At 60.4% G+C, this 23,351-nt stretch carries 18 protein-coding genes and 1 riboswitch; of the genes, 7 read left to right on the top strand and 11 right to left on the bottom strand.

The window, feature by feature from the left end; genetic code table 11:
- Window positions 1-233: 233 nt before the first annotated feature.
- Complete coding sequence (gene murI, locus ACJ8HN_RS23770; RefSeq protein WP_049195663.1) at window positions 234-1,097, bottom strand: glutamate racemase; 864 nt, start codon at window positions 1,095-1,097, stop codon at window positions 234-236.
- Window positions 1,042-2,913, bottom strand: a complete 1,872-nt coding sequence (btuB, locus tag ACJ8HN_RS23765) for a TonB-dependent vitamin B12 receptor BtuB (protein WP_049195665.1) — start codon at window positions 2,911-2,913, stop codon at window positions 1,042-1,044. Before btuB ends, murI begins: the two co-directional genes overlap by 56 nt.
- A gap of 69 nt (window positions 2,914-2,982) precedes the next feature.
- Window positions 2,983-3,202: riboswitch (cobalamin riboswitch) on the bottom strand.
- Window positions 3,203-3,317: 115 nt separating this feature from the next.
- Here btuB and trmA point away from each other — a divergent pair.
- Window positions 3,318-4,421, top strand: coding sequence for a tRNA (uridine(54)-C5)-methyltransferase TrmA (gene trmA / locus ACJ8HN_RS23760; RefSeq protein ID WP_049195666.1), 1,104 nt, complete (start codon window positions 3,318-3,320; stop codon window positions 4,419-4,421).
- Window positions 4,422-4,455: 34 nt separating this feature from the next.
- Here trmA and ACJ8HN_RS23755 read toward each other — a convergent pair whose 3' ends face one another.
- Both ACJ8HN_RS23755 and fabR read right to left on the bottom strand, forming a co-directional pair.
- Window positions 4,456-4,827, bottom strand: a complete 372-nt coding sequence (locus tag ACJ8HN_RS23755; protein ID WP_033649905.1) for a YijD family membrane protein — start codon at window positions 4,825-4,827, stop codon at window positions 4,456-4,458.
- 15 nt (window positions 4,828-4,842) lie between these two features.
- Entirely contained in the window at window positions 4,843-5,475 is a 633-nt protein-coding gene (gene fabR / locus ACJ8HN_RS23750) for an HTH-type transcriptional repressor FabR (protein ID WP_004931044.1), read from the bottom strand.
- 217 nt (window positions 5,476-5,692) lie between these two features.
- On the opposite strand from fabR, the gene sthA reads away from it, so the two are divergent.
- Complete coding sequence (sthA, locus tag ACJ8HN_RS23745; RefSeq protein ID WP_004931047.1) at window positions 5,693-7,090, top strand: Si-specific NAD(P)(+) transhydrogenase; 1,398 nt, start codon at window positions 5,693-5,695, stop codon at window positions 7,088-7,090.
- Here sthA and oxyR read toward each other — a convergent pair.
- On the bottom strand, window positions 7,073-7,990 hold the full coding sequence (oxyR, locus tag ACJ8HN_RS23740; protein WP_033636422.1) for a DNA-binding transcriptional regulator OxyR: 918 nt from the start codon (window positions 7,988-7,990) through the stop codon (window positions 7,073-7,075). The two genes, sthA and oxyR, sit on opposite strands and share 18 nt — an antisense overlap.
- A gap of 151 nt (window positions 7,991-8,141) precedes the next feature.
- On the opposite strand from oxyR, the gene ACJ8HN_RS23735 reads away from it, so the two are divergent.
- The 3 genes from ACJ8HN_RS23735 (at window position 8,142) to ACJ8HN_RS23725 (ending at window position 10,903) form a co-directional block, all read left to right on the top strand.
- A complete protein-coding gene (locus ACJ8HN_RS23735; protein ID WP_019452251.1) occupies window positions 8,142-8,873 on the top strand; it encodes a glutathione peroxidase in 732 nt (243 codons plus the stop codon).
- A gap of 72 nt (window positions 8,874-8,945) precedes the next feature.
- On the top strand, window positions 8,946-10,394 hold the full coding sequence (locus ACJ8HN_RS23730) for a dihydrolipoyl dehydrogenase (RefSeq protein WP_442524034.1): 1,449 nt from the start codon (window positions 8,946-8,948) through the stop codon (window positions 10,392-10,394).
- Between the two features lie 182 nt (window positions 10,395-10,576).
- Window positions 10,577-10,903 carry a type II toxin-antitoxin system HicB family antitoxin gene (locus ACJ8HN_RS23725; RefSeq protein ID WP_033654540.1) on the top strand — a complete coding sequence of 109 codons (327 nt, stop codon included), beginning with the start codon at window positions 10,577-10,579 and terminating at the stop codon, window positions 10,901-10,903.
- 36 nt (window positions 10,904-10,939) lie between these two features.
- On the opposite strand, the gene argH is transcribed toward ACJ8HN_RS23725, so the two are convergent.
- From argH to argC, 4 genes are all read right to left on the bottom strand, one after another.
- Window positions 10,940-12,313 (bottom strand): argininosuccinate lyase, encoded by a 1,374-nt coding sequence (gene argH / locus ACJ8HN_RS23720; protein ID WP_033636426.1) that lies wholly within the window; start codon window positions 12,311-12,313, stop codon window positions 10,940-10,942.
- A gap of 68 nt (window positions 12,314-12,381) precedes the next feature.
- The gene (locus ACJ8HN_RS23715) at window positions 12,382-13,602 is read right to left on the bottom strand and encodes an argininosuccinate synthase (protein WP_019452247.1); all 1,221 of its coding nucleotides are present in this window, start codon (window positions 13,600-13,602) and stop codon (window positions 12,382-12,384) included.
- Between the two features lie 25 nt (window positions 13,603-13,627).
- A complete protein-coding gene (gene argB, locus ACJ8HN_RS23710; RefSeq protein WP_033636427.1) occupies window positions 13,628-14,401 on the bottom strand; it encodes an acetylglutamate kinase in 774 nt (257 codons plus the stop codon).
- Window positions 14,402-14,421: 20 nt separating this feature from the next.
- Complete coding sequence (gene argC, locus ACJ8HN_RS23705; protein ID WP_033636428.1) at window positions 14,422-15,426, bottom strand: N-acetyl-gamma-glutamyl-phosphate reductase; 1,005 nt, start codon at window positions 15,424-15,426, stop codon at window positions 14,422-14,424.
- Between the two features lie 216 nt (window positions 15,427-15,642).
- On the opposite strand from argC, the gene argE reads away from it, so the two are divergent.
- Together argE and ppc are read left to right on the top strand one after the other, a co-directional pair.
- Complete coding sequence (gene argE / locus ACJ8HN_RS23700; RefSeq protein ID WP_033649896.1) at window positions 15,643-16,788, top strand: acetylornithine deacetylase; 1,146 nt, start codon at window positions 15,643-15,645, stop codon at window positions 16,786-16,788.
- A 257-nt stretch (window positions 16,789-17,045) separates the two neighbouring features.
- Entirely contained in the window at window positions 17,046-19,682 is a 2,637-nt protein-coding gene (gene ppc / locus ACJ8HN_RS23695; protein ID WP_033638623.1) for a phosphoenolpyruvate carboxylase, read from the top strand.
- A 109-nt stretch (window positions 19,683-19,791) separates the two neighbouring features.
- Here ppc and metF read toward each other — a convergent pair whose 3' ends face one another.
- Both metF and ACJ8HN_RS23685 read right to left on the bottom strand, forming a co-directional pair.
- Window positions 19,792-20,688 carry a methylenetetrahydrofolate reductase gene (metF, locus tag ACJ8HN_RS23690; RefSeq protein WP_033636430.1) on the bottom strand — a complete coding sequence of 299 codons (897 nt, stop codon included), beginning with the start codon at window positions 20,686-20,688 and terminating at the stop codon, window positions 19,792-19,794.
- A gap of 226 nt (window positions 20,689-20,914) precedes the next feature.
- On the bottom strand, window positions 20,915-23,350 hold the full coding sequence (locus ACJ8HN_RS23685; RefSeq protein WP_033649894.1) for a bifunctional aspartate kinase/homoserine dehydrogenase II: 2,436 nt from the start codon (window positions 23,348-23,350) through the stop codon (window positions 20,915-20,917).
- Window position 23,351 lies beyond the last annotated feature (1 nt).

Below are 23,351 nucleotides of genomic sequence, written 5' to 3'. Positions count from 1 at the left end.
ATTGTCTGATAAATTGTTAAAGAGCAGTGCCGAGAAACTCATCGGCGCGGGCTGCGTATATTACGCTTTTAGCCCGGAGAGTCAAGCGTTTATTTCGCTGTCTTCTCGCTGACCCGGCGGCTTGTCAGTCGTTGTTCCCGGTCAGTGGAGGCGCATTATAGGGAGTTCTCGGCAGGCCGCAACCCCTATTTTCAATATTTTTTCCGACCGTTGAATGTTTAACCAAAACACCGTTAAAGCGGCAGTTTTTTCAACGATTTAAAGCCGTAGATCTGCAAAACGGGCAATAAAGCGTCAGTATCTTCATTCAACGCCATGCAATAGGCCAGATTCTCTTCCTGGCTCGAGACCAGATTTTCCTGCGTCGAGATGAGCCAGGCGGTACGACGGGCAATCGCCGCGCCGGAATCCACCAGCCGGGTGCCTTCCGGCAACACCTGCATCAGCTCTTCAGCTAATAGAGGGAAATGGGTGCAGCCAAGCACGACGGTATCCGGCGGCTCGCGCATGCTCAGCCACGGATGCAGGATCTTCTTCAGTACCGGCAACGGCACGGCTTCGCCGTGCAGCTTGGCCTCCGCCAGCTCCACCAGCTCTGAAGAGCCCAGCAGTTCAATCTTGCAGTCGGTAGCGAAACGGGAAATCAGTTCGTGGGTGTAGCTGCGCTGTACGGTGCCACGGGTCGCCAACAGGCCGACGATGCCGTTAACGGTAAGACGGGCGGCAGGCTTGATGGCGGGCACCACGCCCACGACCGGGAAGCTGAAACGCTCGCGCAGGGCCGGCAAGGAAACGGTGCTGGCGGTGTTGCAGGCAATGACGACAATCGCCAGAGGATGCCGCTGCTGCACTGCGCCGACAATCTCCATCACGCGCTCAACGATAAACTCTTCGGACTTCTCGCCGTAGGGGAACGCCACGTTGTCGAAAGCGTATATATAGTGGAGATCCGGCAGCAACTGCCGAATCTCCTGATATACCGACAGCCCGCCGACGCCGGAATCGAAAACCAGCACCGTCGGGCGAGGTGTGGCGGTGCTGTTAGAAGGTATAGCTTCCAGTGAGGTAGTATTCTCTTCCTGGAGTAGCGTAGCCATAGGCCGTCTCATAATCTTTATCAAACAGGTTGGCAATTCTACCACGAACTGTCAGATGAGATGTGACCGGATACGAAACTGCGAGATCCCACAGGCTCACGCCGCCGAGTTTCACGCTCTGCTCCGGATAGGTACTGTAGTCCTTGTCATAACGTTGACCCAGATATTGATAAGTCACCGCCCAGTCAAAGTCATACAGCTGCCAGTCCAGCTCATATTTCACCTGCTGTTTGGCGCGGCGCAGCAGCACTTCGTGAGTTTTTGCGTTACGCGGATCGACATAATCGTAACCAATCTGGTGCGTCAGCGGGCCGGTATCAAAAGACGCCGTCGCTTCAATCCCTTTGATGGTCGCTTTACCCACGTTGTAATAGACGTAGTTGGTTTCCCCCGTGGAATCGATCAAATTGTCGATGTCGTTGCGATAACCGGAGATGCGCCAGGTCACCGGCCCGGTCAGCCCTTCAAAACCGCCTTCCCACTGCTTGCTTTCTTCCGGCTTCAGATCGGTGTTATTGCCAAAGTTGCCGTATAGCTGGCTCATATTGGGTGCTTTGAACGCCGTGCCATACGACGCGATAAAACGGTATCCCTCGACGAACTCCCAGGCCGCGCTGGTTTGCCAGGTGCCGTGCCAGCCAAACTCGGAATGATCGTCACCCCGAACCGCGCCTTCCAGCGTCACCGGGCCAACCAGTTGCTGCGCGGTCAGATAGATGCCTGCATCACGTTGGCTTTTTTCACCCTTTACGGTGGTGGAGTCCGGTTTGATTTTCTGTTGCTGCCAGTCGACGCCAGAGCTTACGGTCCCCTGTCCAACCTGCAGCGTATTGCCCCACTGCAGGTTGTACTGTTCGGAATCCACCAGGCTGGCCGAGCTATCATGCATACCGCGGCGAGGATCGTAATCGTAATCCTTGCTATGGCTGTAGCTGCCGGTCAATTGTGTTGCGTAAATGCCTTCTTTATAACGCAATCCGGTATCCCAGGTTTGGCTGTACAGCTTGCGAGTATCGAGCAGAGAGCTGGCCGGAGAGGAATAGTAACTATCGTACGCCGTGCGGTTGTCGTAGCCATACCCACGTACAAAACCGCTGACCGATTCGCTGAACTGATGCTCAAGCGCACCATACAGTGATTTACTCATAAAACCATCGCGATCCTGCTGGCTTTGCATACCGGTACTGCCATAGGCCACCACGTCATACCCTTTGGTATAGGTGTAGTCGCCCGCCACCGTCGCCACGGTGCTGTCGCCCAGCAGCTGTTGGGTCGACGCGTCATAGGATTGATAGCCGTTGGAGCCGAGGCCGGCGGAAAGCGTCGTGCCGTTCTTTTCGCGGGTGGTAATGATGTTGACCACGCCGCCGATGGCGTCGGAGCCGTACACCGCCGAGCGCGGGCCGCGGATGTATTCGACTTTCTGCACCAGCGAAATTGGGATTTGGCTAAGATCGGAAGAGCCGCTGACGCCCGCCTGATTAAGGCGAATGCCGTCAATTAGCACCAGCACGTGGCTGGAGTTGGTGCCGCGAATAAACAGCGAGCTCTTTTGCCCCAGCCCGCCGTTCTGGCCAACATCCACGCCCGGCAGGCGGCGCATCACGTCGGTCAGGCTCTTGGCCTGCCAGCGATCGATATCGTTGCGGGTGACGATGGAAGTCGGCGCCAGCACGGAAGAAACCGGCTGCGGGAAGCGGTTGGCGGTCACCACCAGGTTATCGCCATTCGTGGTTGTGGTGTTGTCTTGCGCCCATCCAGAAAAAGCCGTGACGGAGGAAACCACCGCCAGCAGCGTATTTTTTGTAATTGTCATGAGAAAAGCATCCAAACTTAATTGGCGGATGCCGCAGGATCATGGCCGATAGTTCGCGACGGCCACGGACATTGCGACGTAACACCGGCAGGTCTTCGGGCTTGGGATTTGCAGGCCGCGGGGCGCGACCGGCAACGGGCGATGACTTCCCATCCTGCAATGGACAGTGTCTGCGTCGAAACGCTATCGCCGTGACTTCCCCTTACCGCTGCGCGTCAGCTCCGGATTCACACCGGATTCCCTTTTCACTCGCTGCTTGAGGCCGGACGGCAATGCTACGATCAATGAAAATAGATGTCTAGACTGCTACTAATGTTACAAATAATAAACGCGACAAAACTGGACTTCACGGGCTGATTCCCTACAATCCCCGCTGATCAAATTTGCCTGACGAGAAGACACACATGACGCCCGAGAATTTGCCTATTGAACGTTACGATGACCAACTGGCGGAGAAAGTCGCCCGCCTGAAGACGTTGATGTCACCGTTCGCGGCGCCCGAGCCGGAAGTGTTCCGCTCGCCAGTCGACCACTACCGCATGCGCGCCGAATTCCGCATCTGGCACGACGCGGACGACATGTACCACATCATGTTCGATCAGCAGACCAAGCAGCGTATTCGCGTCGATCGGTTCCCGGCCGCCAGCGAACTGATCAACCGCCTGATGAGCGCCCTGATCGCCGCGCTGAAACCGGAACCGATCCTGCGTCACAAGCTGTTCCAGATCGATTATCTGTCGACGCAAAGCGGCAAAATCATCGCTTCGTTGCTGTATCACCGCAAGCTGGATGACGTTTGGCAACGGCACGCCGAGCAGCTGCGCGACGATCTGCGCGCGCAGGGTTTCGACCTGCAGCTGATCGGCCGGGCGTCGAAGACCAAAATCATGCTCGACCAGGATTATGTTGACGAAGTGCTGCCGGTCGCCGGCCGCGACATGATCTACCGGCAGGTGGAAAACAGCTTCACTCAGCCCAACGCGGCCATGAACGTGCAGATGCTGGAATGGGCGCTGGCGGTGACCGCCGGTTCCAAAGGCGATTTGCTGGAGCTGTATTGCGGCAACGGCAACTTCTCGCTGGCGCTGGCGCGCAATTTCGAGCGCGTGCTGGCGACCGAGATTGCCAAACCGTCGGTGGCGGCGGCGCAGTACAACATCGCCGCCAACCATATCGACAACGTGCAGATCATTCGCATGGCGGCGGAAGACTTCACCCAGGCGATGAACGGGGTGCGCGAATTCAACCGATTGAAAGGCATCGATCTGAGCGGCTACAACTGCGAGACGATTTTCGTCGATCCGCCGCGCAGCGGGCTGGACGAGGAAACGGTGAAGATGGTGCAGGCCTACCCGCGCATTCTCTATATCTCATGCAATCCGGAAACGCTGTGCGCCAACCTGGAAACGCTGCAGGCCACGCACCGGGTCAGCCGCCTGGCGCTGTTCGATCAGTTCCCGTATACCCATCACATGGAATGCGGCGTGTTGCTGGAAAAGCACCGCTGATACGACAGGGGCGCCATCATGGCGCCCCGTTTCATTACGACTCTTGAGTCGGCGCATCCGGCGCCTTGCGCGCCTTCAGTTTCATCCCGATCCACAGCACCAACGCCACGCAGATCACCGACGGCAGGAAGTTGGAACCGATCTGCGGGTATTCGGCGCGCACGATGGCGCTGTACATCAGCAGCCCCAGCAGGAAACAGGCCGCCGCCAGCTTCGGCATGCCGTCCGGCATGGCGCGGTTCAGGTAACGCTGATGCAGGCAGTACACCGCCAGCACCAACGCAATCAGCGGGAAGATCGAAAACGGCACCACCGAGCTGAACAGCGCGGCAAACGAACCGTTGATCGAAAGGCCGGCAATCAACGCCAGCAGTAAGGTGCCATTTTCACGGCCTGGTTTTTCCATCATTTTTTACCTTTTTTATACGTGGGACACAGAAGCTTTTTCTTGTTCGCGGCGATACCAGTAATACGCCCCTTTGGAGATCATCCGCAGCTGCAGCACCAGCCGCTCTTCCAGCTGCTGCCGCTGCTCGACGTCGATATCCAGCGCTTCCGCGCCGGCGCTGAACACGATGGTGACCATCGCTTCCGCCTGCGCTTCGGTAAAGCTGCGCGGCATGTGGTTTTCCAACTCGAGGTAGTCCGCCAGTTCGGCGATGAAATGCTGGATCTCGCGCGCCACCGCCGCACGGAATGCCGCCGACGTGCCGGAACGCTCGCGCAGCAGCAGGCGGAAGGCGTTCGGGTTGTTGCCGATAAATTCCATAAAGGTGGACACCGAGGTGCGGATCACGCTGCCGCCCTTGGCGATGCGTTGGCGCGCCTGGCGCATCAACTGACGCAGCATCAGGCCGCTTTCGTCCACCATGGTCAGCCCCAACTCATCCACATCGCGGAAATGGCGGTAAAACGACGTGGGCGCGATGCCCGCCTCGCGTGAAACTTCCCGCAGGCTCAGGCTGGCGAAGCTGCGTTCGGCGCTCAGCTGGCTGAATGCGGCTTCGATCAGGGAACGACGAGTCCGTTCTTTTTGTTGTGCTCTGACGCCCATATGCATATCCGGATAGGTTCCATTCTCTCAGTCTAACGCCCTAGACTCGGCAATATAGCAAATTTTATTGCAACAGCATTTATACTAACGCGCTCTATCACACTTCCGCCCTGAGCCGATTGTGCTTTGCCTCAAAAAGCCTAATGGTGATTGGGTGAGCAGCGCTATGATGTTAAGATACCGTTGTAATCTTGTATAAAAAACAGGTCTCTCCTACATGCAACAGCACTATCAATTTGATGCCATTGTGATTGGCTCGGGCCCTGGTGGTGAAGGTGCCGCCATGGGGCTGGTGAAACAGGGCGCCCGCGTGGCCGTTATCGAACGGTACAACAACGTAGGCGGCGGATGTACCCACTGGGGCACCATCCCTTCCAAAGCCCTCCGCCACGCCGTCAGCCGCATTATCGAATTCAACCAGAACCCGCTTTACAACAACTCGCGCACGCTCAGCGCGACCTTCCCTGACATTTTACGCCACGCCGATAACGTCATCAGCCAGCAGACCCGCATGCGCCAAGGGTTCTATGAGCGGAACCAGTGCAAACTGTTCGCCGGCGACGCGCGCTTCATCGACGCCAACACCGTCAGCGTCAGCTATATGGACGGCACCCAGGACACCATCCGCGCCGACCACATCGTGATCGCCTGCGGCTCGCGCCCTTATCACCCGGCCAGCGTCGATTTCAATCACCCGCGCATCTATGACAGCGACTCCATTCTCGAGCTGAGCCATGAACCGCGCCACGTGATCATTTACGGCGCCGGGGTGATCGGCTGCGAATACGCGTCTATCTTCCGCGGTCTGAACGTCAAGGTCGATCTGATCAACACCCGCGATCGCCTGCTGGCATTCCTCGATCAGGAGATGTCGGATTCGCTCTCTTACCACTTCTGGAACAACGGCGTGGTGATCCGCCACAACGAGGAGTTCGAGAAGATTGAAGGCACCGAAGACGGCGTGATCGTGCACCTGAAGTCCGGCAAGAAGGTGAAAGCGGACTGCCTGCTGTACGCCAACGGCCGTACCGGCAACACAGATTCGCTGGGGTTGGAAAACGTCGGCCTGGAATCGGACAGCCGCGGGCTGCTGAAGGTGAACAGCATGTACCAAACCGCGCTGTCGCACATCTATGCGGTCGGTGACGTGATCGGCTATCCGAGCCTGGCTTCCGCCGCCTACGATCAGGGCCGCATCGCCGCGCAGGCGATCGCTTCCGGCGAAGCCAGCGGTCACCTAATCGAAGATATCCCGACCGGCATCTACACCATTCCGGAAATCAGCTCCGTCGGCAAAACCGAGCAGGAACTGACGGCGATGAAGGTGCCGTATGAAGTGGGCCGCGCCCAGTTCAAGCATCTGGCGCGCGCGCAGATCGCCGGGATGAACGTAGGCAGCCTGAAGATCCTGTTCCATCGCGACACCCTGCAGATCCTCGGGATCCACTGCTTCGGCGAGCGTGCGGCGGAGATCATCCACATCGGTCAGGCGATCATGGAACAGAAAGGTGAAGGCAATACTATCGAGTATTTCGTTAATACGACCTTCAACTATCCGACCATGGCCGAAGCCTACCGGGTGGCGGCGCTTAACGGCTTAAACCGCCTGTTTTAACGCGTTGTCGATGTAGCCCTGCATGTGCTCGCGGATCGCTTCGGCCAACTGCTCATAACGGCTGCGCAGTGGGGAACCGGGGCGATACACCAACGCGATGGTGCGCTTCGGTTCCGGCTTGTAGCAATCCAGATAGCAGACGCCGTCGCGTTCGCGCTGCGGCGGCACCGCCAGTGACGGCAGCAGGGTAATGCCGCTGCCGGCCGCGACCATATTGCGCAGCGTTTCCAGACTGGTGGCGCGGAAGTGGGTATCTTCGTCCGCGCCCGCCTGGAAGCAGAAGCCCATCGCCTGATCGCGCAGGCAGTGGCCATCCTCCAGCATCAGTAGCTTCTCTCCCGCCAAATCCGGCATCGCCACGCGCTCGCGCTGCGCCCACGGGTGATCGGAATACACCGCCAGCTTCATCGGTTCATCGAACAGAGGCACTTCGATAAACGCCTCGGTTTCCTTCACCAATGCCAGAATGGCGCAGTCCAATTTGCCGCTGTCGAGTTGCGCCAGCAGTTGCTGGGTTTGCGCTTCGTGCAGGTACATTTCCAGTTTCGGGAAAGTTTTGTGCAGCGTCGGGATGATCTGCGGCAGCAGATAAGGCCCCACGGTCGGGATCAGGCCGATGTGCAGCGGCCCGGACATGGCTTCGCCCTGCTGGCTGGCCATCTCCTTCAATACTTTCACTTCGCGCAGCACGGTACGTGCCTGCTCCACCAGCAGCAGACCCGCCTGGGTGAACAGCACCTTGCGGCTGGTGCGCTCGAGCAGCATGACGCCCAACTCGTCTTCCAGCTTGCGGATCTGCCCGCTCAGCGTGGGTTGGCTTACATGGCATGAATCGGCCGCGCGGCGGAAGTGCCGGTGCTCGGCCAAGGCGACCAGATACTCTAAATCACGAATATTCATTGTTTCCCTCCATTCCATGATAGCTCATGGCGATAGATAAGATAGCAATGAGCGATTAGATCTATCAACCCCCAGCGACAATAATGTGTCCCAACGAAGCGATATCGCGCTAAATGCTAAAAATTAATTTTGCTAATTAAGGGGTTAATCAATGTTTACCAGTCAAGAAGGCAAGAAAGTTCCTCAGGTTACTTTCCACACCCGTCAGGGCGACCAATGGATTGATGTGACCACTGATGACCTGTTCAAAAACAAAACCGTTATCGTGTTCTCGCTGCCGGGCGCATTTACGCCAACCTGTTCTTCGAGCCATCTGCCGCGCTACAACGAACTGTCCAGCGTATTCAAGCAGCACGGCGTCGACGGCATTCTGTGCGTCTCGGTGAACGATACCTTCGTGATGAACGCCTGGAAAGCCGATCAGCATGCGGAAAACATCACCTTCGTGCCGGACGGCAACGGTGAATTCACCAAAGGCATGAACATGCTGGTCGAGAAAGCGGATCTGGGCTTTGGCCCGCGTTCATGGCGCTACTCGATGCTGGTGCGCGACGGCGTGGTCGAGAAAATGTTCGTCGAACCGAACAAGCCGGGCGACCCGTTTGAAGTGTCCGACGCCGACACCATGCTGAAATACCTGGCGCCGGAATTCAAAGTGCAGGAGTCGGTCTCCCTGTTCACCAAGCCGGGCTGCCCATTCTGCGCCAAAGCCAAGCAAATGTTGCAAGAGCGCGGCATTCAGTATGAAGAGATCGTGCTGGGCAAAGACGCCACCACCGTTAGCCTGCGCGCCGTCAGCGGCCGCGCCACGGTGCCGCAAGTGTTCATCGGCGGCCGTCACATCGGCGGCAGCGACGATCTGGAAACTTTCCTGTCAGCTTAATAAGTAATAACAAAGCCAACGTGAACTTTGGCGGGCTACGGCCCGCCCTTTTTTTACCTTTCAGGAGCGGATATGAAACTGTTGAACGTTGATGTTGCGGTCATCGGCGGCGGCACCGCAGGGCTCGGCGCCTATCGCGCGGCCAAACGGTCTACCCCCAGCGTGGTGATGATCGAAGGCGGGCCTTACGGCACCACCTGCGCGCGCGTTGGCTGCATGCCATCCAAGTTGCTGATCGCCGCCGCCGAAGCGGTGCATCAAATCGAACGCGCGCCGGGCTTTGGCGTGCACCCAACCGGTACAACCCGCATCGACGGGCGCGAAGTGATGGCGCGCGTCAAACGCGAACGCGATCGTTTCGTCGGTTTCGTGCTGGAAGGCGTGGACGAGATCCCGGCCGGCGATAAAATTCAGGGCTATGCCCGCTTTATCGACGACAACACGCTGCAGGTCGACGAGCATACGCGCATCGTGGCGCAGCGCATCGTGATCGCCACCGGTTCCCGCCCCAGCTGGCCGGCGCCGTGGAACGAACTGGGCGATCGTCTGATCGTCAACGACGATCTGTTCAACTGGGATGATTTGCCGCAGTCCGTAGCGGTATTCGGCCCTGGCGTCATCGGGCTCGAGCTGGGGCAAGCGCTGCACCGCCTCGGTGTCGACACCAAGGTCTTCGGCATCGGCGGCGCCGTCGGGCCGCTGACCGACAGCGCCGTGCGCGACTACGCCGCCAACGCGCTGGGGGAAGAGTTCTATCTCGACGCCGACGTGAAGGTAGAGATGATGCAGCGCGAAGGCGACCGCGTATTTATCCGCTATCGGGATCTGCAGGGCCAACCGCAGGAGATCCTGGTGGACTACGTGCTGGCCGCCACCGGCCGCCGCCCCAACGTCGATCGGCTGGGCCTCGAAAACACCGGCTTACAGCTCGACGCCCGAGGCGTGCCGTTGGCCGACCGCCTGACGATGCAAACCAGCGTGCCGCATATTTTCATCGCCGGCGACGCCAGCAACCAGCTGCCGCTGCTGCATGAGGCCAGCGATCAGGCGCGCATCGCCGGCGCCAACGCCGGCAGCTTCCCGGAGATCAATCCGGGCCTGCGCCGCAGCGCGATTTCAGTGGTGTTCTCCGATCCACAGATCGCCATGGTCGGCTCAACCTTCCGCGAGCTGAGCGAGAAGTTCAGCGCCTGCGGCTGCTTTGAAGTGGGCAAGGTCTCGTTTGAGAATCAGGGCCGCTCGCGGGTGATGCTGCGCAACAAAGGCATTCTGCACGTCTACGGCGAGCAAGGCACCGGCCGTTTCCTCGGCGCGGAAATGATCGGCCCGGACGCCGAACACATCGCGCACCTGTTGGCCTGGGCGCATCAGCAACAGATGACCGTCGATCAGATGCTGGACATGCCGTTCTATCACCCGGTGATCGAGGAAGGCTTGCGCACCGCACTGCGTGACCTGCAGGCGAAGCTCAAACTCGGCACGGCCGAAATCGAGCGCTGCCAGCGCTGCCCGGGCGAATAACCTCTCATTCTCCGCTCATCCCCACCGGGCCTTCAGGCCCGGTTTTTTTGCGCAGCACTTTCCACATTTTCCTCCCTCCTCTTGCCTCACGGCCCTTCTGCGCTCATTTTTTATGCTTCGACATTGAAGTGATACCAATAACGATACTAGAATAAAGAAGGGAGCCAGAATGGAGGAAGAACATGGAAAAGCATGAACACTATACCTATCGCATCACCTGGTCAGCGGATGATCGTGAATATGTCGGGCTGTGCGCCGAATTCCCCTCGCTGTCCTGGCTGGCGGCCACGCGTAGCGGCGCGCTGGAGGGTATCGAAAAAGTGGTGAGCGAAACGATCGCCGATATGTTGGCGCAAGGCGAAACGCCGCCGCAGGCGCTGGCGGAAAAGAACTTCAGCGGAAAACTGGTGTTGCGCATGACGCCGGAACAGCATCGGCGGCTGGCGATCGGCGCGATGGAGGAAGGCGTGAGCCTGAACCGTTATCTGTGCGCACGCCTGGCGGGGTAGAGGTTCAAGGGCGGCACCGGGCCGCCCTTGTCGTCGTCAAGCCAAACGCTGTTTCGCGGCGGCGATTGCCGCGGCCACCTGCTGCGGCGCGACGCCGCCTTTGGCCGCACGCTTGTCCAGGCAGGATTGCAAGGCCAGGATCGGGTAAACGTCATCGCCGATCGTCGCGCTGAACTGCTGCAAGTCCGCCAGCGGCAACGCTTCCAGCGGTTTGCCCTGGCGAATCGCTTCTACCACCGCCTCGCCGACGATATGGTGCGCTTCGCGGAACGGCACGCCCTTGGCGACCAGGTAATCCGCCAGTTCGGTGGCATTGGCATAGCCCTGCTCCGCCGCTTCCTGGCAGCGCGGGCGTTTCACCTGGATGCCGTCCAGCACCAGCGCCGCCATCTGCAGGCAGTCCATCCAGGTGTCGAGCGCGTCGAACAGCCCTTCTTTGTCTTCCTGCATGTCTTTGTTGTACGCCAGCGGCAGGCCTTTCAGCGTCATCATCATGCCGGTCAGCGCGCCCTGTACGCGGCCGCACTTACCGCGGATCAGCTCCAGCGCGTCCGGGTTTTTCTTCTGCGGCATCAGCGAAGAGCCGGAGGTCACGCGGTCGGACAGCTCGACAAACGCCGCTTCACCGCTGTTGAAGAAGATCAGATCTTCGGCGAAGCGCGACAAATGCACCATGCTGATGGCGGCGTTGGACAGCAGCTCCAGCACGTGATCGCGATCGGATACGCTGTCCAGGCTGTTGCGGGTCGCCGAGGCGAAGCCCAGCCAGCCGGCCAGCTGCTCGCGATCGATAGGATAAGCGGTGCCGGCCAGCGCGCCGCTGCCCAGCGGGCTGACGTCCAGCCGTTTCAGGGTATCCTGCAGGCGGCTCTCATCGCGCGCCAGCATCTCGACATAGGCCAGGCACCAGTGCGCGAAAGTCACCGGCTGCGCGCGTTGCAGATGGGTATACCCCGGCATCACCGCATCCTGGTTGGCTTCGGCGGTTTCCACCAGCGCCTGCTGCAGCTGGACGATCGCCTGATGCAGGTCGCCGACTTGCTGTTTGCACCACAGCTTCAGATCGGTCGCGACCTGATCGTTGCGGCTGCGGCCGGTGTGCAGCTTCTTGCCCAAATCGCCGACCTTCTCGATCAGCTTCTGCTCCACCCAGCTGTGGATGTCTTCGGCATCGCTTTGGACGATCGCCAAAGGATCGGCCTGGACCTCCGTCAGTAGCGCATTCAGCGCCTGCTCCAGCTGCTGTTGCTCCGTTGCCGTCAACACGTTAACGGTCACCAGCGCCTTCGACCAGGCCACCGAGCCCACGATATCCTGCTCCGCCAGGCGATAATCGAACCGCAGCGAATCGTTGAGTTGCTTGAACCGCTGATCCGCCGCCTGAGTGAACCGTCCGCCCCAAAGTGCCATATCTTACTCCTGAATTTTTATGCGAAAGGGCGCAGCATGCTGCGCCCTTGCAGAGTCACGCCAATCGATTATTTATTCTTTTTCTCGTTCAACGCGCGGATGCGTGAAGACAGAGAGAACAGGCGGATAAAGCCGCCCGCGTGGCTGTGATCATAAACTTCGTCTTCACCGAAGGTGGCGAACTCTTCGGAGTACAGGCTGTTGGCGGATTTTTTCTGGGTCGCCGTCACCTGACCTTTGTACAGCTGCAGCACCACTTCACCGTTCACCTCTTCAGCCAATGCTTCGGCAGAGGCCTGCAGCGAGCGGCGCAGCGGCGCAAACCAGCGGCCGTCGTACACCACATAAGACATCTCCAGGCCCAGCTGCTCGCGCCATTTGAAGCTGTCGCGGTCCAGCACCAGCTGCTCGACGGCGCGCAGCGCCGCCACCATGATGGTGCCCCCCGGGGTTTCATAGCAACCGCGGGATTTGATGCCCACCAGGCGGTTTTCCACGATGTCGATACGGCCGACGCCGTGCTTGGCACCCAGCGCGTTCAGGGTTTCCAGGCACTGGTACGGCGACAGCGCTTTACCGTTAACCGCCACAACGCGGCCTTTCTCAACGGTCACGGTCACCTGCTCAGGCTGGTCCGGCGCTTCCTGCGGATCGACGGTCCACACCCAGCAATCTTTGTTCGGCGCATTCCACGGGCTTTCCAGCACGCCGCCTTCGGTGGAGATGTGCCAGGCGTTTTCATCGCGGCTGTAGATCTTCTCCAGCGACGCGGTAGTCGGGATATTGCGCTCTTTCAGGTAATCCAGCAGCGCTTCACGGGAACGCAGGTTCCACTCACGCCACGGCGCCACCACTTTCAGCTGCGGCGCCAGCGCGGTGTAGGTGGTCTCGAAACGCACCTGATCGTTGCCTTTGCCGGTCGCACCGTGGCACAGCGCGTCGGCGCCCACTTTCAGCGCCAGCTCGACCTGCGCCTTGGCGATGATCGGCCGCGCCATCGAGGTGCCCAGCAGGTAGCTGCCTTCGTACAGGGCGCCGGTCTGCAGCACCGGATAAACGTAATCGCGGATAAATTCTTCACGCAGATCGACCACGTGACATTCAGAGGCACCGGACTGCAGGGCTTTTTGCTCCACGCCTTCCAGATCGCTGCGCTCCTGACCGATGTCCGCCACGAACGCCACCACTTCACAGCCGCCGTAGTTCTCTTTCAGCCATGGAATGATGGCCGAGGTATCCAGGCCGCCGGAGTACGCCAGAACGATTTTTTTGATGCCTTGGTTTTGCATGATCTATTCCTTTCTAATTCTAAAATTAAGCGAGGATCCGGGTGCCAATCGACACGCCGTTAAACAAAGCGGGAAGCTGATCGGCATGGCGCCAGCTGGCGATATCCACCGGGCGGCCGAGGGTGCGGGCAGCGTCAAGCGCCGCATTCACCTTCACCACCATACCATCGGTGATAATGCCTTGCGCGATCAGTTGTTCCGCTTTTTGCGCCGTCATTTCCGCAATGCGTTGCCCCTTGCCGTCGAGGATGCCGCTGACGTCCGACAGCAGGATCAGATCCGCCCCCAGCGTCGCCGCCAGCGCCGTCGCCGCCTGATCGGCGTTCACGTTCATTAACTGCCCATCGGCGGTGATGCCGATGGAGCTGACAACCGGCAGGTAGCCGGCGCTCAGCAGGGTATTGAGCAGCGCGGGCGAACCGGGCTGCGCGTTGCCGACGTGGCCCAATGCCGGATCGAGTGGGGTCACGACTGCGCTGCCGCCGTCCGCCAGGCTCAGGCCGACGGCGTTGATTTGGTGTTTAATCGCCCACGCCAGCAGCGTTTTGTTGGCGGTGCCGGCCAGCGCGCCAGTGATGATGTCGATCTGATCGGCCGGCGTGACCCGCAGGCCGTTCTTTTTCACCACCGGCAAAGAGAGCTGCTTCATCAGTTCGTCCACCACGCAGCCGCCGCCGTGCACGATCACCAGCGGGCGCTGATGCTGCTGCCGGTAGCTGTCCAGCGCGGTAAACAGACGCTCCAGCGCTTCTTCACTGTCTAATAACACGCCACCTAACTTGATAATTAACGGGTTCATTGCTGTTTACTCACGCTGGTTTAAAGGAGTGACTGGGTTTCCGGGAAGCCGAAACGGATATTCAGGCATTGCACCGCCTGTGCCGCCGCGCCTTTCAGCAGGTTGTCTTCCACCGCCACGGCGATCAGATGCTCGCCCTGCACCGCAAAGCCGATGTCGCAGAACGGCAGCCCTACCACCGCTTTCAGCGCCGGCACGCCCTGGTCGTACAGCCGCACCAGCGGCTTGTCGTCATAGGCGGCGTGATAGGCGGCGGCCACGTCCTGCGCGGTCACGCCGGCCTTCAGGCGGCAGGTGATGGTTTCAAGGATGCCGCGCGGGAAGTTGCCCAGGTGCGGCGTAAAGATGACCGGCACGCCCAGGTGCGCGGCGATCTCCGGCTGGTGCCGGTGGGTGAAAATACCGTACGGCTGCAGGCTCACTTCGCAGAAGCTGGTGGTCATGCTGGCCTTGCGCCCGGCGCCGCTGACGCCGCTGGTGGCGTTGATCACCGGCCACTGGTCGAGGTTCAGCAGCTGTTTTTCGATCAACGGTTTCAGCGCCAGCTGCGCCGCCGTCGGGTAACAGCCCGGCACGGCAATCAGCTGCGCCTGTTTAATCTTGTCGCTCTGCCATTCCGCCAGGCCGTACACCGCCTGCTCCAGCAGGGCGCCATGCTGATGCTCGAAACCGTAGTACTGGCTATAAAAATCGGCGTCCTGCACGCGGAAGGCGCCCGACAGATCGAACACCACGCAACCCGCCGCCAGGAAGGCCGGTGCGATATCGTGGCTGACTTCATGAGCGGTGGCGAGGAACACCACGTCGATGCCCTGCGCCGCCTTGGCGACGTCGGTCAACGGCTGCAGCGGCAGATCGACGATGCCTTTCAACTGGGGATGGAGATCGGAAAGCAACTTTCCTGCATCTGCACTTTGCGCTGAAACCGCTAAAGCGGTTATGTTCATGTGTGGGTGGCGATTCAGGTAAGCCGTGAGCTCCGCTCCGGCGTAACCGCTGGCACCAACGATCAGCGTATTCAACATGTGGCCTTTCACCTTCTAAACTGACGTGCGGTCGCTTGCGACCCAGGTAACAGGGCTAGCCAGCGTTGTTGCGCCGTTCACCCACGGAGCCTGGCGTTGATGCTTTTATAAACATCCGGGTATCGGGTTCCCTTACGCGTCGGCTTACTGTATTTTTATTCAAAATAAATGCATGAATATTGATACTATCCTAACCAAAGGCTGTCAACAGTGAAGATGAAATTACCTCCATTTATTGAGCTGTACCGGGCGTTGATCGCAACGAAGTCGATCAGCGCCACCGATGCCGGCCTCGATCAGAGCAATGAGGCGTTAATCAACTTGCTGGCCGGCTGGTTTGCCGACCTGGGCTTTCGCGTCGACGTGCAGCCGGTGCCGGAATCGCGCCACAAATTCAACCTGCTGGCCAGCATCGGCGAAGGCAGCGGCGGCCTGCTGCTGGCCGGCCATACCGATACGGTGCCTTACGACGAAGGCCGCTGGACGCGCGATCCCTTCACCCTGACCGAGCACGACAACAAGCTCTACGGCCTGGGCACCGCCGACATGAAAGGCTTCTTCGCCTTTATTCTGGATGCGGTGCGCGACATCGACGCGAGCAAATTGACCAAGCCGCTGTACATTCTGGCGACCGCAGATGAAGAAACGACGATGGCCGGCGCACGTTATTTCGCCGCCTCCACCGCCATTCGTCCGGATTTCGCCATCATCGGCGAACCGACCTCGCTGCAGCCGGTGCGCGCACACAAGGGCCACATGGCCAACGCCATTCGCATCGTCGGCCAGTCCGGCCACTCCAGCGATCCGGCGCGCGGCGTCAACGCCATCGATCTGATGCACGAATCCATCGGCCGCCTGATGGAGCTGCGCAAAACCCTGCAGGAGCGCTACAACAATCCGGCGTTCGCCGTGCCTTATCCCACCATGAACTTCGGCCATATCAGCGGCGGCGACGCGGCCAACCGCATCTGCGCCTGCTGCGAGCTGCACCTGGATATCCGCCCGCTGCCTGGCATGACGCTCGACAACATCAACGAGCTGATGCATCAGGCATTGGAACCGGTGAGCCAACGCTGGCCGGGCCGCCTGACCATCGAAGAGCTGCACGCGTCGGTGCCGGGTTACGAATGCCCGACCGACCACCGCATGGTGGCGGTGATCGAGGAGCTGCTGGGCACCCGCACGCAGGTGGTCAACTACTGCACCGAAGCGCCGTTCGTGCAGCAGGTCTGCCCGACGTTGGTGCTCGGGCCCGGTTCCATCGATCAGGCCCACCAGCCGGACGAATACATCGACACCGCGTTTATCGAACCGACGCGCAAACTGCTGGGCCAGCTGGTCAATCACTTTTGCCGGCAGTAAACCCGACATTTAACAGGGGAAACGCGCTATGCTTCCCCTAACTCAAAATAAGTAGAAAACGGCGAAATAAGCCACGCTGATAACCGATACGGCGTAATTAAATTTCAGAAAATGCGCCGATTTTGATGTTTTTTTGCTAAAAATAGTGTCAATTGACGATTGGACAGGAACGCGATGTGATCAGGCAGGCGGTCTGCGCCTGACGCGTGAAATTTATTTACAAGATAAAAATCATACAGAACTGGGTCAGGGGTTATATGAACGAACAATATTCGGCAATGCGCAGTAATGTCAGTATGCTCGGCAAATTGCTCGGCGATACCATCAAAGAAGCGCTGGGCGAGCATATTCTCGATCGCGTTGAGACCATCCGTAAGCTTTCCAAATCCTCACGCGCCGGCAACGAAGCGCATCGCCAGGAGCTGCTCTCCACCCTGCAGAACCTGTCCAACGACGAGCTGCTGCCGGTGGCGCGCGCCTTCAGCCAGTTCCTCAACCTGACCAACGTCGCCGAGCAGTACCACAGCATTTCGCCCAACGGCGAGGCCGCCAGCAACCCGGAAGCGCTGGCACAGCTGTTCAGCCGCCTCAAAGACAAAAAGCTCAGCGACAAAGAGCTGCAGCACGCGGTGTCGCAACTTTCCATCGAGCTGGTACTGACGGCGCACCCGACGGAGATCACCCGCCGCACCCTGATCCACAAGCTGGTGGAGGTCAACACCTGTCTCAGCCAGCTCGATCACAACGATCTGGCCGACTACGAGCGCAACAAGATCATGCGCCGCCTGCGCCAGCTGGTGGCCCAGTCGTGGCACACCGATGAAATTCGCAAACATCGCCCTTCCCCGATCGACGAAGCCAAATGGGGCTTCGCGGTAGTGGAAAACAGCCTGTGGGAAGGCGTGCCGGCGTTCCTGCGCGAGTTCAACGAGCAGTTGGAAAACTCCATCGATTACAGCCTGCCGGCGGAAGCTGTGCCGGTGCGCTTCACCTCCTGGATGGGCGGCGACCGCGACGGCAACCCGAACGTGACAGCCGAAATCACCCGCCATGTGCTGTTGCTCAGCCGCTGGAAAGCCTGCGACCTGTTCACCCGCGATATTCAGGTGCTGGTCTCCGAGTTGTCGATGACCGAATGCACCCCGGAGCTGCGCGCCCGCGCCGGCGGTGACGAGGTGCAGGAACCGTACCGCGAAATCATGAAGCAGCTGCGCAGCCAGCTGATGAGCTCCCAGGCCTATCTGGAAGGCCGCCTGAAAGGCGAACGCGTGCTGAAGCCGCACGACCTGCTGGTGAACAACGAGCAGCTGTGGGAGCCGCTGTATGCCTGCTACCAATCGCTGCAGGCCTGCGGCATGGGCATCATCGCCAACGGTCAGCTGCTGGATACCCTGCGCCGCGTGCGCTGCTTCGGCGTGCCGCTGGTGCGCATCGACGTGCGCCAGGAAAGCACCCGCCATACCGAGGCCATCGCCGAGCTGACCCGCTACCTGGGGCTGGGCGACTATGAAAGCTGGTCGGAAGCCGATAAACAGGCGTTCCTGATCCGCGAACTGAACTCCAAACGCCCGCTGGTGCCGCTGAAATGGCAACCGAGCGCCGACACGCAGGAAGTGCTGGAAACCTGCCGGGTGATCGCCGAAGCGCCGCAGGGCTCGATCGCCGCCTACGTGATTTCGATGGCGCGCACGCCTTCCGACGTGCTGGCGGTGCACCTGCTGCTGAAAGAGGCCGGCTGCCCGTTCGCGCTGCCGGTCGCCCCGCTGTTCGAAACTCTCGACGATCTGAACAACGCCGACGACGTGATGACTCAGCTGCTGAATATCGACTGGTATCGCGGCTTTATTCAGGGCAAACAGATGGTAATGATCGGCTACTCCGACTCGGCGAAAGACGCCGGCGTGATGGCCGCTTCCTGGGCGCAGTACCGCGCGCAGGACGCGCTGATCAAAACCTGTGAAAAAGCCGGCGTGGCGCTGACGTTGTTCCATGGGCGCGGCGGTTCCATCGGCCGCGGCGGCGCACCGGCGCATGCGGCGCTGCTGTCGCAGCCGCCGGGCAGCCTCAAGGGCGGCCTGCGCGTCACCGAACAGGGAGAGATGATCCGCTTCAAGTTCGGCCTGCCGGAAGTCACCATCAGCAGCCTGGCGCTGTATGCTGGCGCGATCCTCGAGGCCAACCTGCTGCCGCCGCCGGAACCGAAGAAAGAATGGCGGGCGCTGATGGACGATCTGTCAGACACCTCATGCCGGATGTATCGCGGCTACGTGCGTGAAAACCCGGACTTCGTGCCTTACTTCCGCGCGGCCACGCCGGAGCTGGAGCTGGGTAAACTGCCGCTGGGCTCACGCCCGGCCAAACGCAAGCCGAACGGCGGCGTAGAGAGCCTGCGCGCCATTCCGTGGATCTTCGCCTGGACGCAGAACCGCCTGATGCTGCCGGCCTGGCTCGGCGCCGGCGCCGGATTGCAGGAGGCGGTGAAAGCCGGCAAACAGGCGGAACTGGAGGCGATGTGTCGCGACTGGCCGTTCTTCTCCACCCGCATCGCCATGCTGGAAATGGTGTTCGCCAAGGCCGACCTTTGGCTGGCGGAATACTACGATCAGCGCCTGGTGGATAAATCGCTGTGGCCGCTGGGCCAACAGCTGCGCGATCAGCTGGAAAGCGACATCAAGGTGGTGCTGACCATCGCCAACGATGCGCACCTGATGGAAGACCTGCCGTGGATTGCCGAATCCATCGCGCTGCGCAACGTTTATACCGACCCGCTGAACGTCTTGCAGGCCGAACTGCTGCACCGTTCGCGCCAGCAGGAGCAGCCGGACGCCCGCGTCGAGCAGGCGCTGATGGTCACCATCGCCGGCGTCGCCGCCGGGATGCGCAACACCGGCTAGCGAGCCTCATCGCGGCCCCGTTTATCGGGGCCTTTTTTTTATGTCTTGTCTTCCCCACAAAAAAAGGGCGCCGCGGTAAGCGACGCCCTTTTTCAATGGAACAGGCCTGTCAGGCGGCGGCCACCGGGCGCACGCCCAGCGTGTGGCAGATGGCGTAGCTCATCTCGGCGCGGTTCAGCGTATAGAAGTGGAAATCTTTCACGCCTTCGCGGCTGAGGATCTTCACCATGTCCATGGCGATGTTGGCGCCGACCATTTTGCGGGTCTCCGCATCGTCGTCCAGCCCTTCGAACATGCTGGTCATCCAGCTTGGCACCCGCACGTTGGTCATGGTGGCGAAGCGCTGCAGCTGCTTGAAGTTGGATACCGGCAGAATGCCCGGCACGATTTCCACGTCGATACCGGCGGCGACGCAGCGGTCGCGGAAGCGCAGGTAGCTCTCAACGTCGAAGAAGAACTGGGTGATGGCGCGGCTGGCGCCGGCGTCGATCTTGCGCTTCAGGTTGATTAAATCGGCCTGGGCGCTCTTCGCCTCCGGGTGCACTTCCGGGTAGGCGGCGACGGAAATGTCGAAGTCGCCCACGTCTTTCAGCAGCGCCACCAGATCGGTCGCGTACATGTCCGGCTTGCCGCCGCCCGGCGGCAGATCGCCGCGCAGCGCCACGATATGGCGAATGCCGCTGTTCCAATAATCGGCCGCGATGTCGCGCAGCTGCGCCGGGCTGGCGTCGATGCAGGTCAGGTGCGGCGCCGCCTCCAGGCCGGTGCGCTCCTTGATCCCCTTGATGATGCTGTGGGTGCGATCGCGCTCGCCGGAGTTGGCGCCGTAGGTGACGGAAACGAATTTGGGTTTGAGGATGCTCAGACGATCGATCGACTGCCACAGGGTCTCTTCCATCTCGCTGGTGCGCGGCGGGAAGAACTCGAATGATACGTTAATCTGGCCGTTCAACTCCGCCAGACTCTGATTCAGCGCTTCCCGCTGGTTTGCGTGGAAAAAGCTCATACCCTGCTCACCTCTTATCAATCACTGTTTTTTTCATCTTGATGAGCGTCTATACGTTTAGACGTCTAGATAGAAAATGCCGCATGTTGGCTAAAGAGTCAACAGGAAAATGAGGGGAATAAGATGATTAATCTTCACCCGCTCAACGAGGGAATTTCATGACGGCGGCAGGGATAAGTATGGCAGGAAAAGCAAAGGGGCGCGGTGAACCCGCGCCCGCAGAGGATTAAAGCAGCTGCGCCAACCGGTTAAGGTCTGACTGGATCGCTCCGGCGGTCACGTCGCGGCCGGCGCCCGGCCCGCGGATCACCAGCGGATTATCGCGATACCAGCGGCTTTCGATGGCGAACACGTTGTCGCACGGCAGCAACGAGGCCAGCGGATGCTCAGGACGCACCGCCTCCACGCCGACCCGCGCCTTGCCGTTGGCGTCGAAACGCGCCACGTGACGCAGCACCAGGCCCATTTCGCTGGCGGCCTCAAAACGCTGCTGCATCTGCTGGTTCAGCGCCTCGCCGTTCTCGAAGAACTGATCGACGGAGCCCTGCTCGCAGCCCGCCGGCACCAGCGACTCGACCCGCACCTGGTTAGGTTCGATGTCGTAGCCCGCTTCGCGCGCCAGGATCACCAACTTGCGCATCACGTCCTGGCCGGAGAGATCGACCCGCGGATCCGGTTCGGTCAGCCCCTGCTGCCAGGCCTGATCCACCAGCTCGGTGAACGGCACCGTGCCGTCATACTGCAGGAACAGCCAGGAAAGCGTGCCGGAGAAGATGCCGCTGATCGCCAAAATGCTGTCGCCGCTGTCGCGCAGATCGCGCACCGTGTGGTTGACCGGCAGACCGGCGCCGACGGTGGCGTTGTACAGCCAGTGGCGGCCGGTTTTGGCGAAGGCGTCGCGAATTTGGCGATAGGTATCGCTGCACGAGGCTCCCGCCAGCTTGTTGGCGCTAATCACGTGGAAACCGTAGCTGGCGAAATCCAGATACTGCCCGGCCAGCTCTTCGCTGGCGGTCACGTCGAGCACCACCAGATCGTCGAACGGGTGCGCGCGCATCCACAGGAACAGCGACTCTTCGTCGAGCGCCTGCGCCTCGTCCTCAAAGAACGCCAATGCGCGGCTGGCGTCCAGCCCTTCGTAGTTCAGCAGGCTGCGGCGGCTGTCCACCACCCCCGCCAGGATAAATTCGAAGCCGCTGCGCGCGGAAATATTGGTCTGCTCGCGGGCAAACAGCTCCAGCCAGCGCGACCCAATGTTACCCTTGCCGAACAGCACCAGACCGATGCGCTTCTCGGCGCGGAACAAGCTTTGGTGCAGCCCCTGGATCAGCAGCGCGGTCGGCCCCTGGCGCAATACCGCCACCAGGCTGATGCCATCTTCCGCCTGCCAGATAAATTCGACCGGCTGATCTTTCAGCTGCTGATAGAAACGGTGGCTGTGCAGCGGGTTCTTGCACACCCCGGCGCCGACCATCGCCACCAGCGCCAACCCTTCGCGCAGGTGCAGTTCACCCGGCAGCGCCGAGGCCTGCAGGATCGCCAGCGCGCTGTTGACCACCTCGGAGGTGTAGCACAGCTGCACCCGATTGCGATCAGGATGGATGCCCACCGCCAGCGGTTTGATCTGCGCGCGCTTGAGCACCAGATCCAACTCTTTCTGCGCCAGTTTGAAGTCATGCTGAGCGGCGACGTGCAGCTCAATCAGACACACGTCATCGTGGCTGGTGACAATCTTGGCGCCGGTGCCGGACGCCAATACGCGCTCGATGCGCGTCGAGCCCTGCTCCGGCTGGTAGCTGCAGCGCAGCTGAAGATCGATATCGCTGCCGGAGACCGGCTGCAGGGTGCGGGTATGCAACACCGGCGCCGCCAGGCGCGCCAGCTCGCTGGCTTCGTCCAGGCGCAGCAGCGGCAGCAGGCAGGCGTCTTTCACCTTGCGCGGGTCGGCGCTGTACACCCCGGCCACGTCGCTCCAGATGGTGACGCGCGCCGCGCCGGCCAACGCGCCGACCTGAGTGGCGGAGTAGTCGCTGCCGTTACGCCCCAACAGCACGGTTTCCCCGGCGTCGTTGCGCGAAATGAAGCCGGTCACCACCAGGCGCTTGCCCGGATGTTGAGCCAACAATTGCTGCAGCAGCGGATAAGAACGGCCTTCATCCACCTGCGGCTGCGCGGCGCGCTCGGCGCGCAGGAAATCACGCGCATCCAGCCAGGCCGCCTGCATATCCAGGTGGTTGAGCACCGCCGCCATCAGGCGCGCCGACCAGATCTCGCCGTGCCCGACCACTTCGGCATAGCACACCTCGTCGACTTTGCCGTCCAGCAGCACCGCCAGACGTTCCAGATCCTGAATGAACTCGGCGATCAGCGGCTCGGCGCTTTCCGGCGGCAGCAGGCCGCTGATAAGATCGCTGTGATAACGACGCAACGTCTGCTGCACCTGGTGCGCAGACAGGCGATCGCTCTGGCTGAGCTTCAGCCAGTTGATCAACTGGTTGGTGGTACTGCCGGCGGCCGATACCACCATCATGTCGCCCGGCTGGCTGTATTCCGCCATAATCCCGGCCACACGCAGATAACACTTCACATCCGCCAGACTGCTGCCGCCAAACTTGTGCAGTTGACGCCCACTCACCGGCCCTGCTACAGCAATTGCATTCATG

The organism is Serratia sp. CY29653, from assembly GCF_052169255.1.
In the GTDB taxonomy this organism is placed as follows: domain Bacteria; phylum Pseudomonadota; class Gammaproteobacteria; order Enterobacterales; family Enterobacteriaceae; genus Serratia; species Serratia sarumanii.
This window is presented reverse-complemented; position numbering and strand designations above follow the sequence as displayed.

What these genes read in the sequence shown, in the direction of transcription:
- murI (WP_049195663.1), bottom strand. Translation starts at nt 1,097, where the DNA reads ATGGCTACGCTACTCCAGGAAGAGAATACTACCTCACTGGAAGCTATA.
- btuB (WP_049195665.1), bottom strand. Translation starts at nt 2,913, where the DNA reads ATGACAATTACAAAAAATACGCTGCTGGCGGTGGTTTCCTCCGTCACG.
- trmA (WP_049195666.1), top strand. Translation starts at nt 3,318, where the DNA reads ATGACGCCCGAGAATTTGCCTATTGAACGTTACGATGACCAACTGGCG.
- ACJ8HN_RS23755 (WP_033649905.1), bottom strand. Translation starts at nt 4,827, where the DNA reads ATGGAAAAACCAGGCCGTGAAAATGGCACCTTACTGCTGGCGTTGATT.
- fabR (WP_004931044.1), bottom strand. Translation starts at nt 5,475, where the DNA reads ATGGGCGTCAGAGCACAACAAAAAGAACGGACTCGTCGTTCCCTGATC.
- sthA (WP_004931047.1), top strand. Translation starts at nt 5,693, where the DNA reads ATGCAACAGCACTATCAATTTGATGCCATTGTGATTGGCTCGGGCCCT.
- oxyR (WP_033636422.1), bottom strand. Translation starts at nt 7,990, where the DNA reads ATGAATATTCGTGATTTAGAGTATCTGGTCGCCTTGGCCGAGCACCGG.
- ACJ8HN_RS23735 (WP_019452251.1), top strand. Translation starts at nt 8,142, where the DNA reads ATGTTTACCAGTCAAGAAGGCAAGAAAGTTCCTCAGGTTACTTTCCAC.
- ACJ8HN_RS23730 (WP_442524034.1), top strand. Translation starts at nt 8,946, where the DNA reads ATGAAACTGTTGAACGTTGATGTTGCGGTCATCGGCGGCGGCACCGCA.
- ACJ8HN_RS23725 (WP_033654540.1), top strand. Translation starts at nt 10,577, where the DNA reads ATGGAAAAGCATGAACACTATACCTATCGCATCACCTGGTCAGCGGAT.
- argH (WP_033636426.1), bottom strand. Translation starts at nt 12,313, where the DNA reads ATGGCACTTTGGGGCGGACGGTTCACTCAGGCGGCGGATCAGCGGTTC.
- ACJ8HN_RS23715 (WP_019452247.1), bottom strand. Translation starts at nt 13,602, where the DNA reads ATGCAAAACCAAGGCATCAAAAAAATCGTTCTGGCGTACTCCGGCGGC.
- argB (WP_033636427.1), bottom strand. Translation starts at nt 14,401, where the DNA reads ATGAACCCGTTAATTATCAAGTTAGGTGGCGTGTTATTAGACAGTGAA.
- argC (WP_033636428.1), bottom strand. Translation starts at nt 15,426, where the DNA reads ATGTTGAATACGCTGATCGTTGGTGCCAGCGGTTACGCCGGAGCGGAG.
- argE (WP_033649896.1), top strand. Translation starts at nt 15,643, where the DNA reads ATGAAATTACCTCCATTTATTGAGCTGTACCGGGCGTTGATCGCAACG.
- ppc (WP_033638623.1), top strand. Translation starts at nt 17,046, where the DNA reads ATGAACGAACAATATTCGGCAATGCGCAGTAATGTCAGTATGCTCGGC.
- metF (WP_033636430.1), bottom strand. Translation starts at nt 20,688, where the DNA reads ATGAGCTTTTTCCACGCAAACCAGCGGGAAGCGCTGAATCAGAGTCTG.
- ACJ8HN_RS23685 (WP_033649894.1), bottom strand. Translation starts at nt 23,350, where the DNA reads ATGAATGCAATTGCTGTAGCAGGGCCGGTGAGTGGGCGTCAACTGCAC.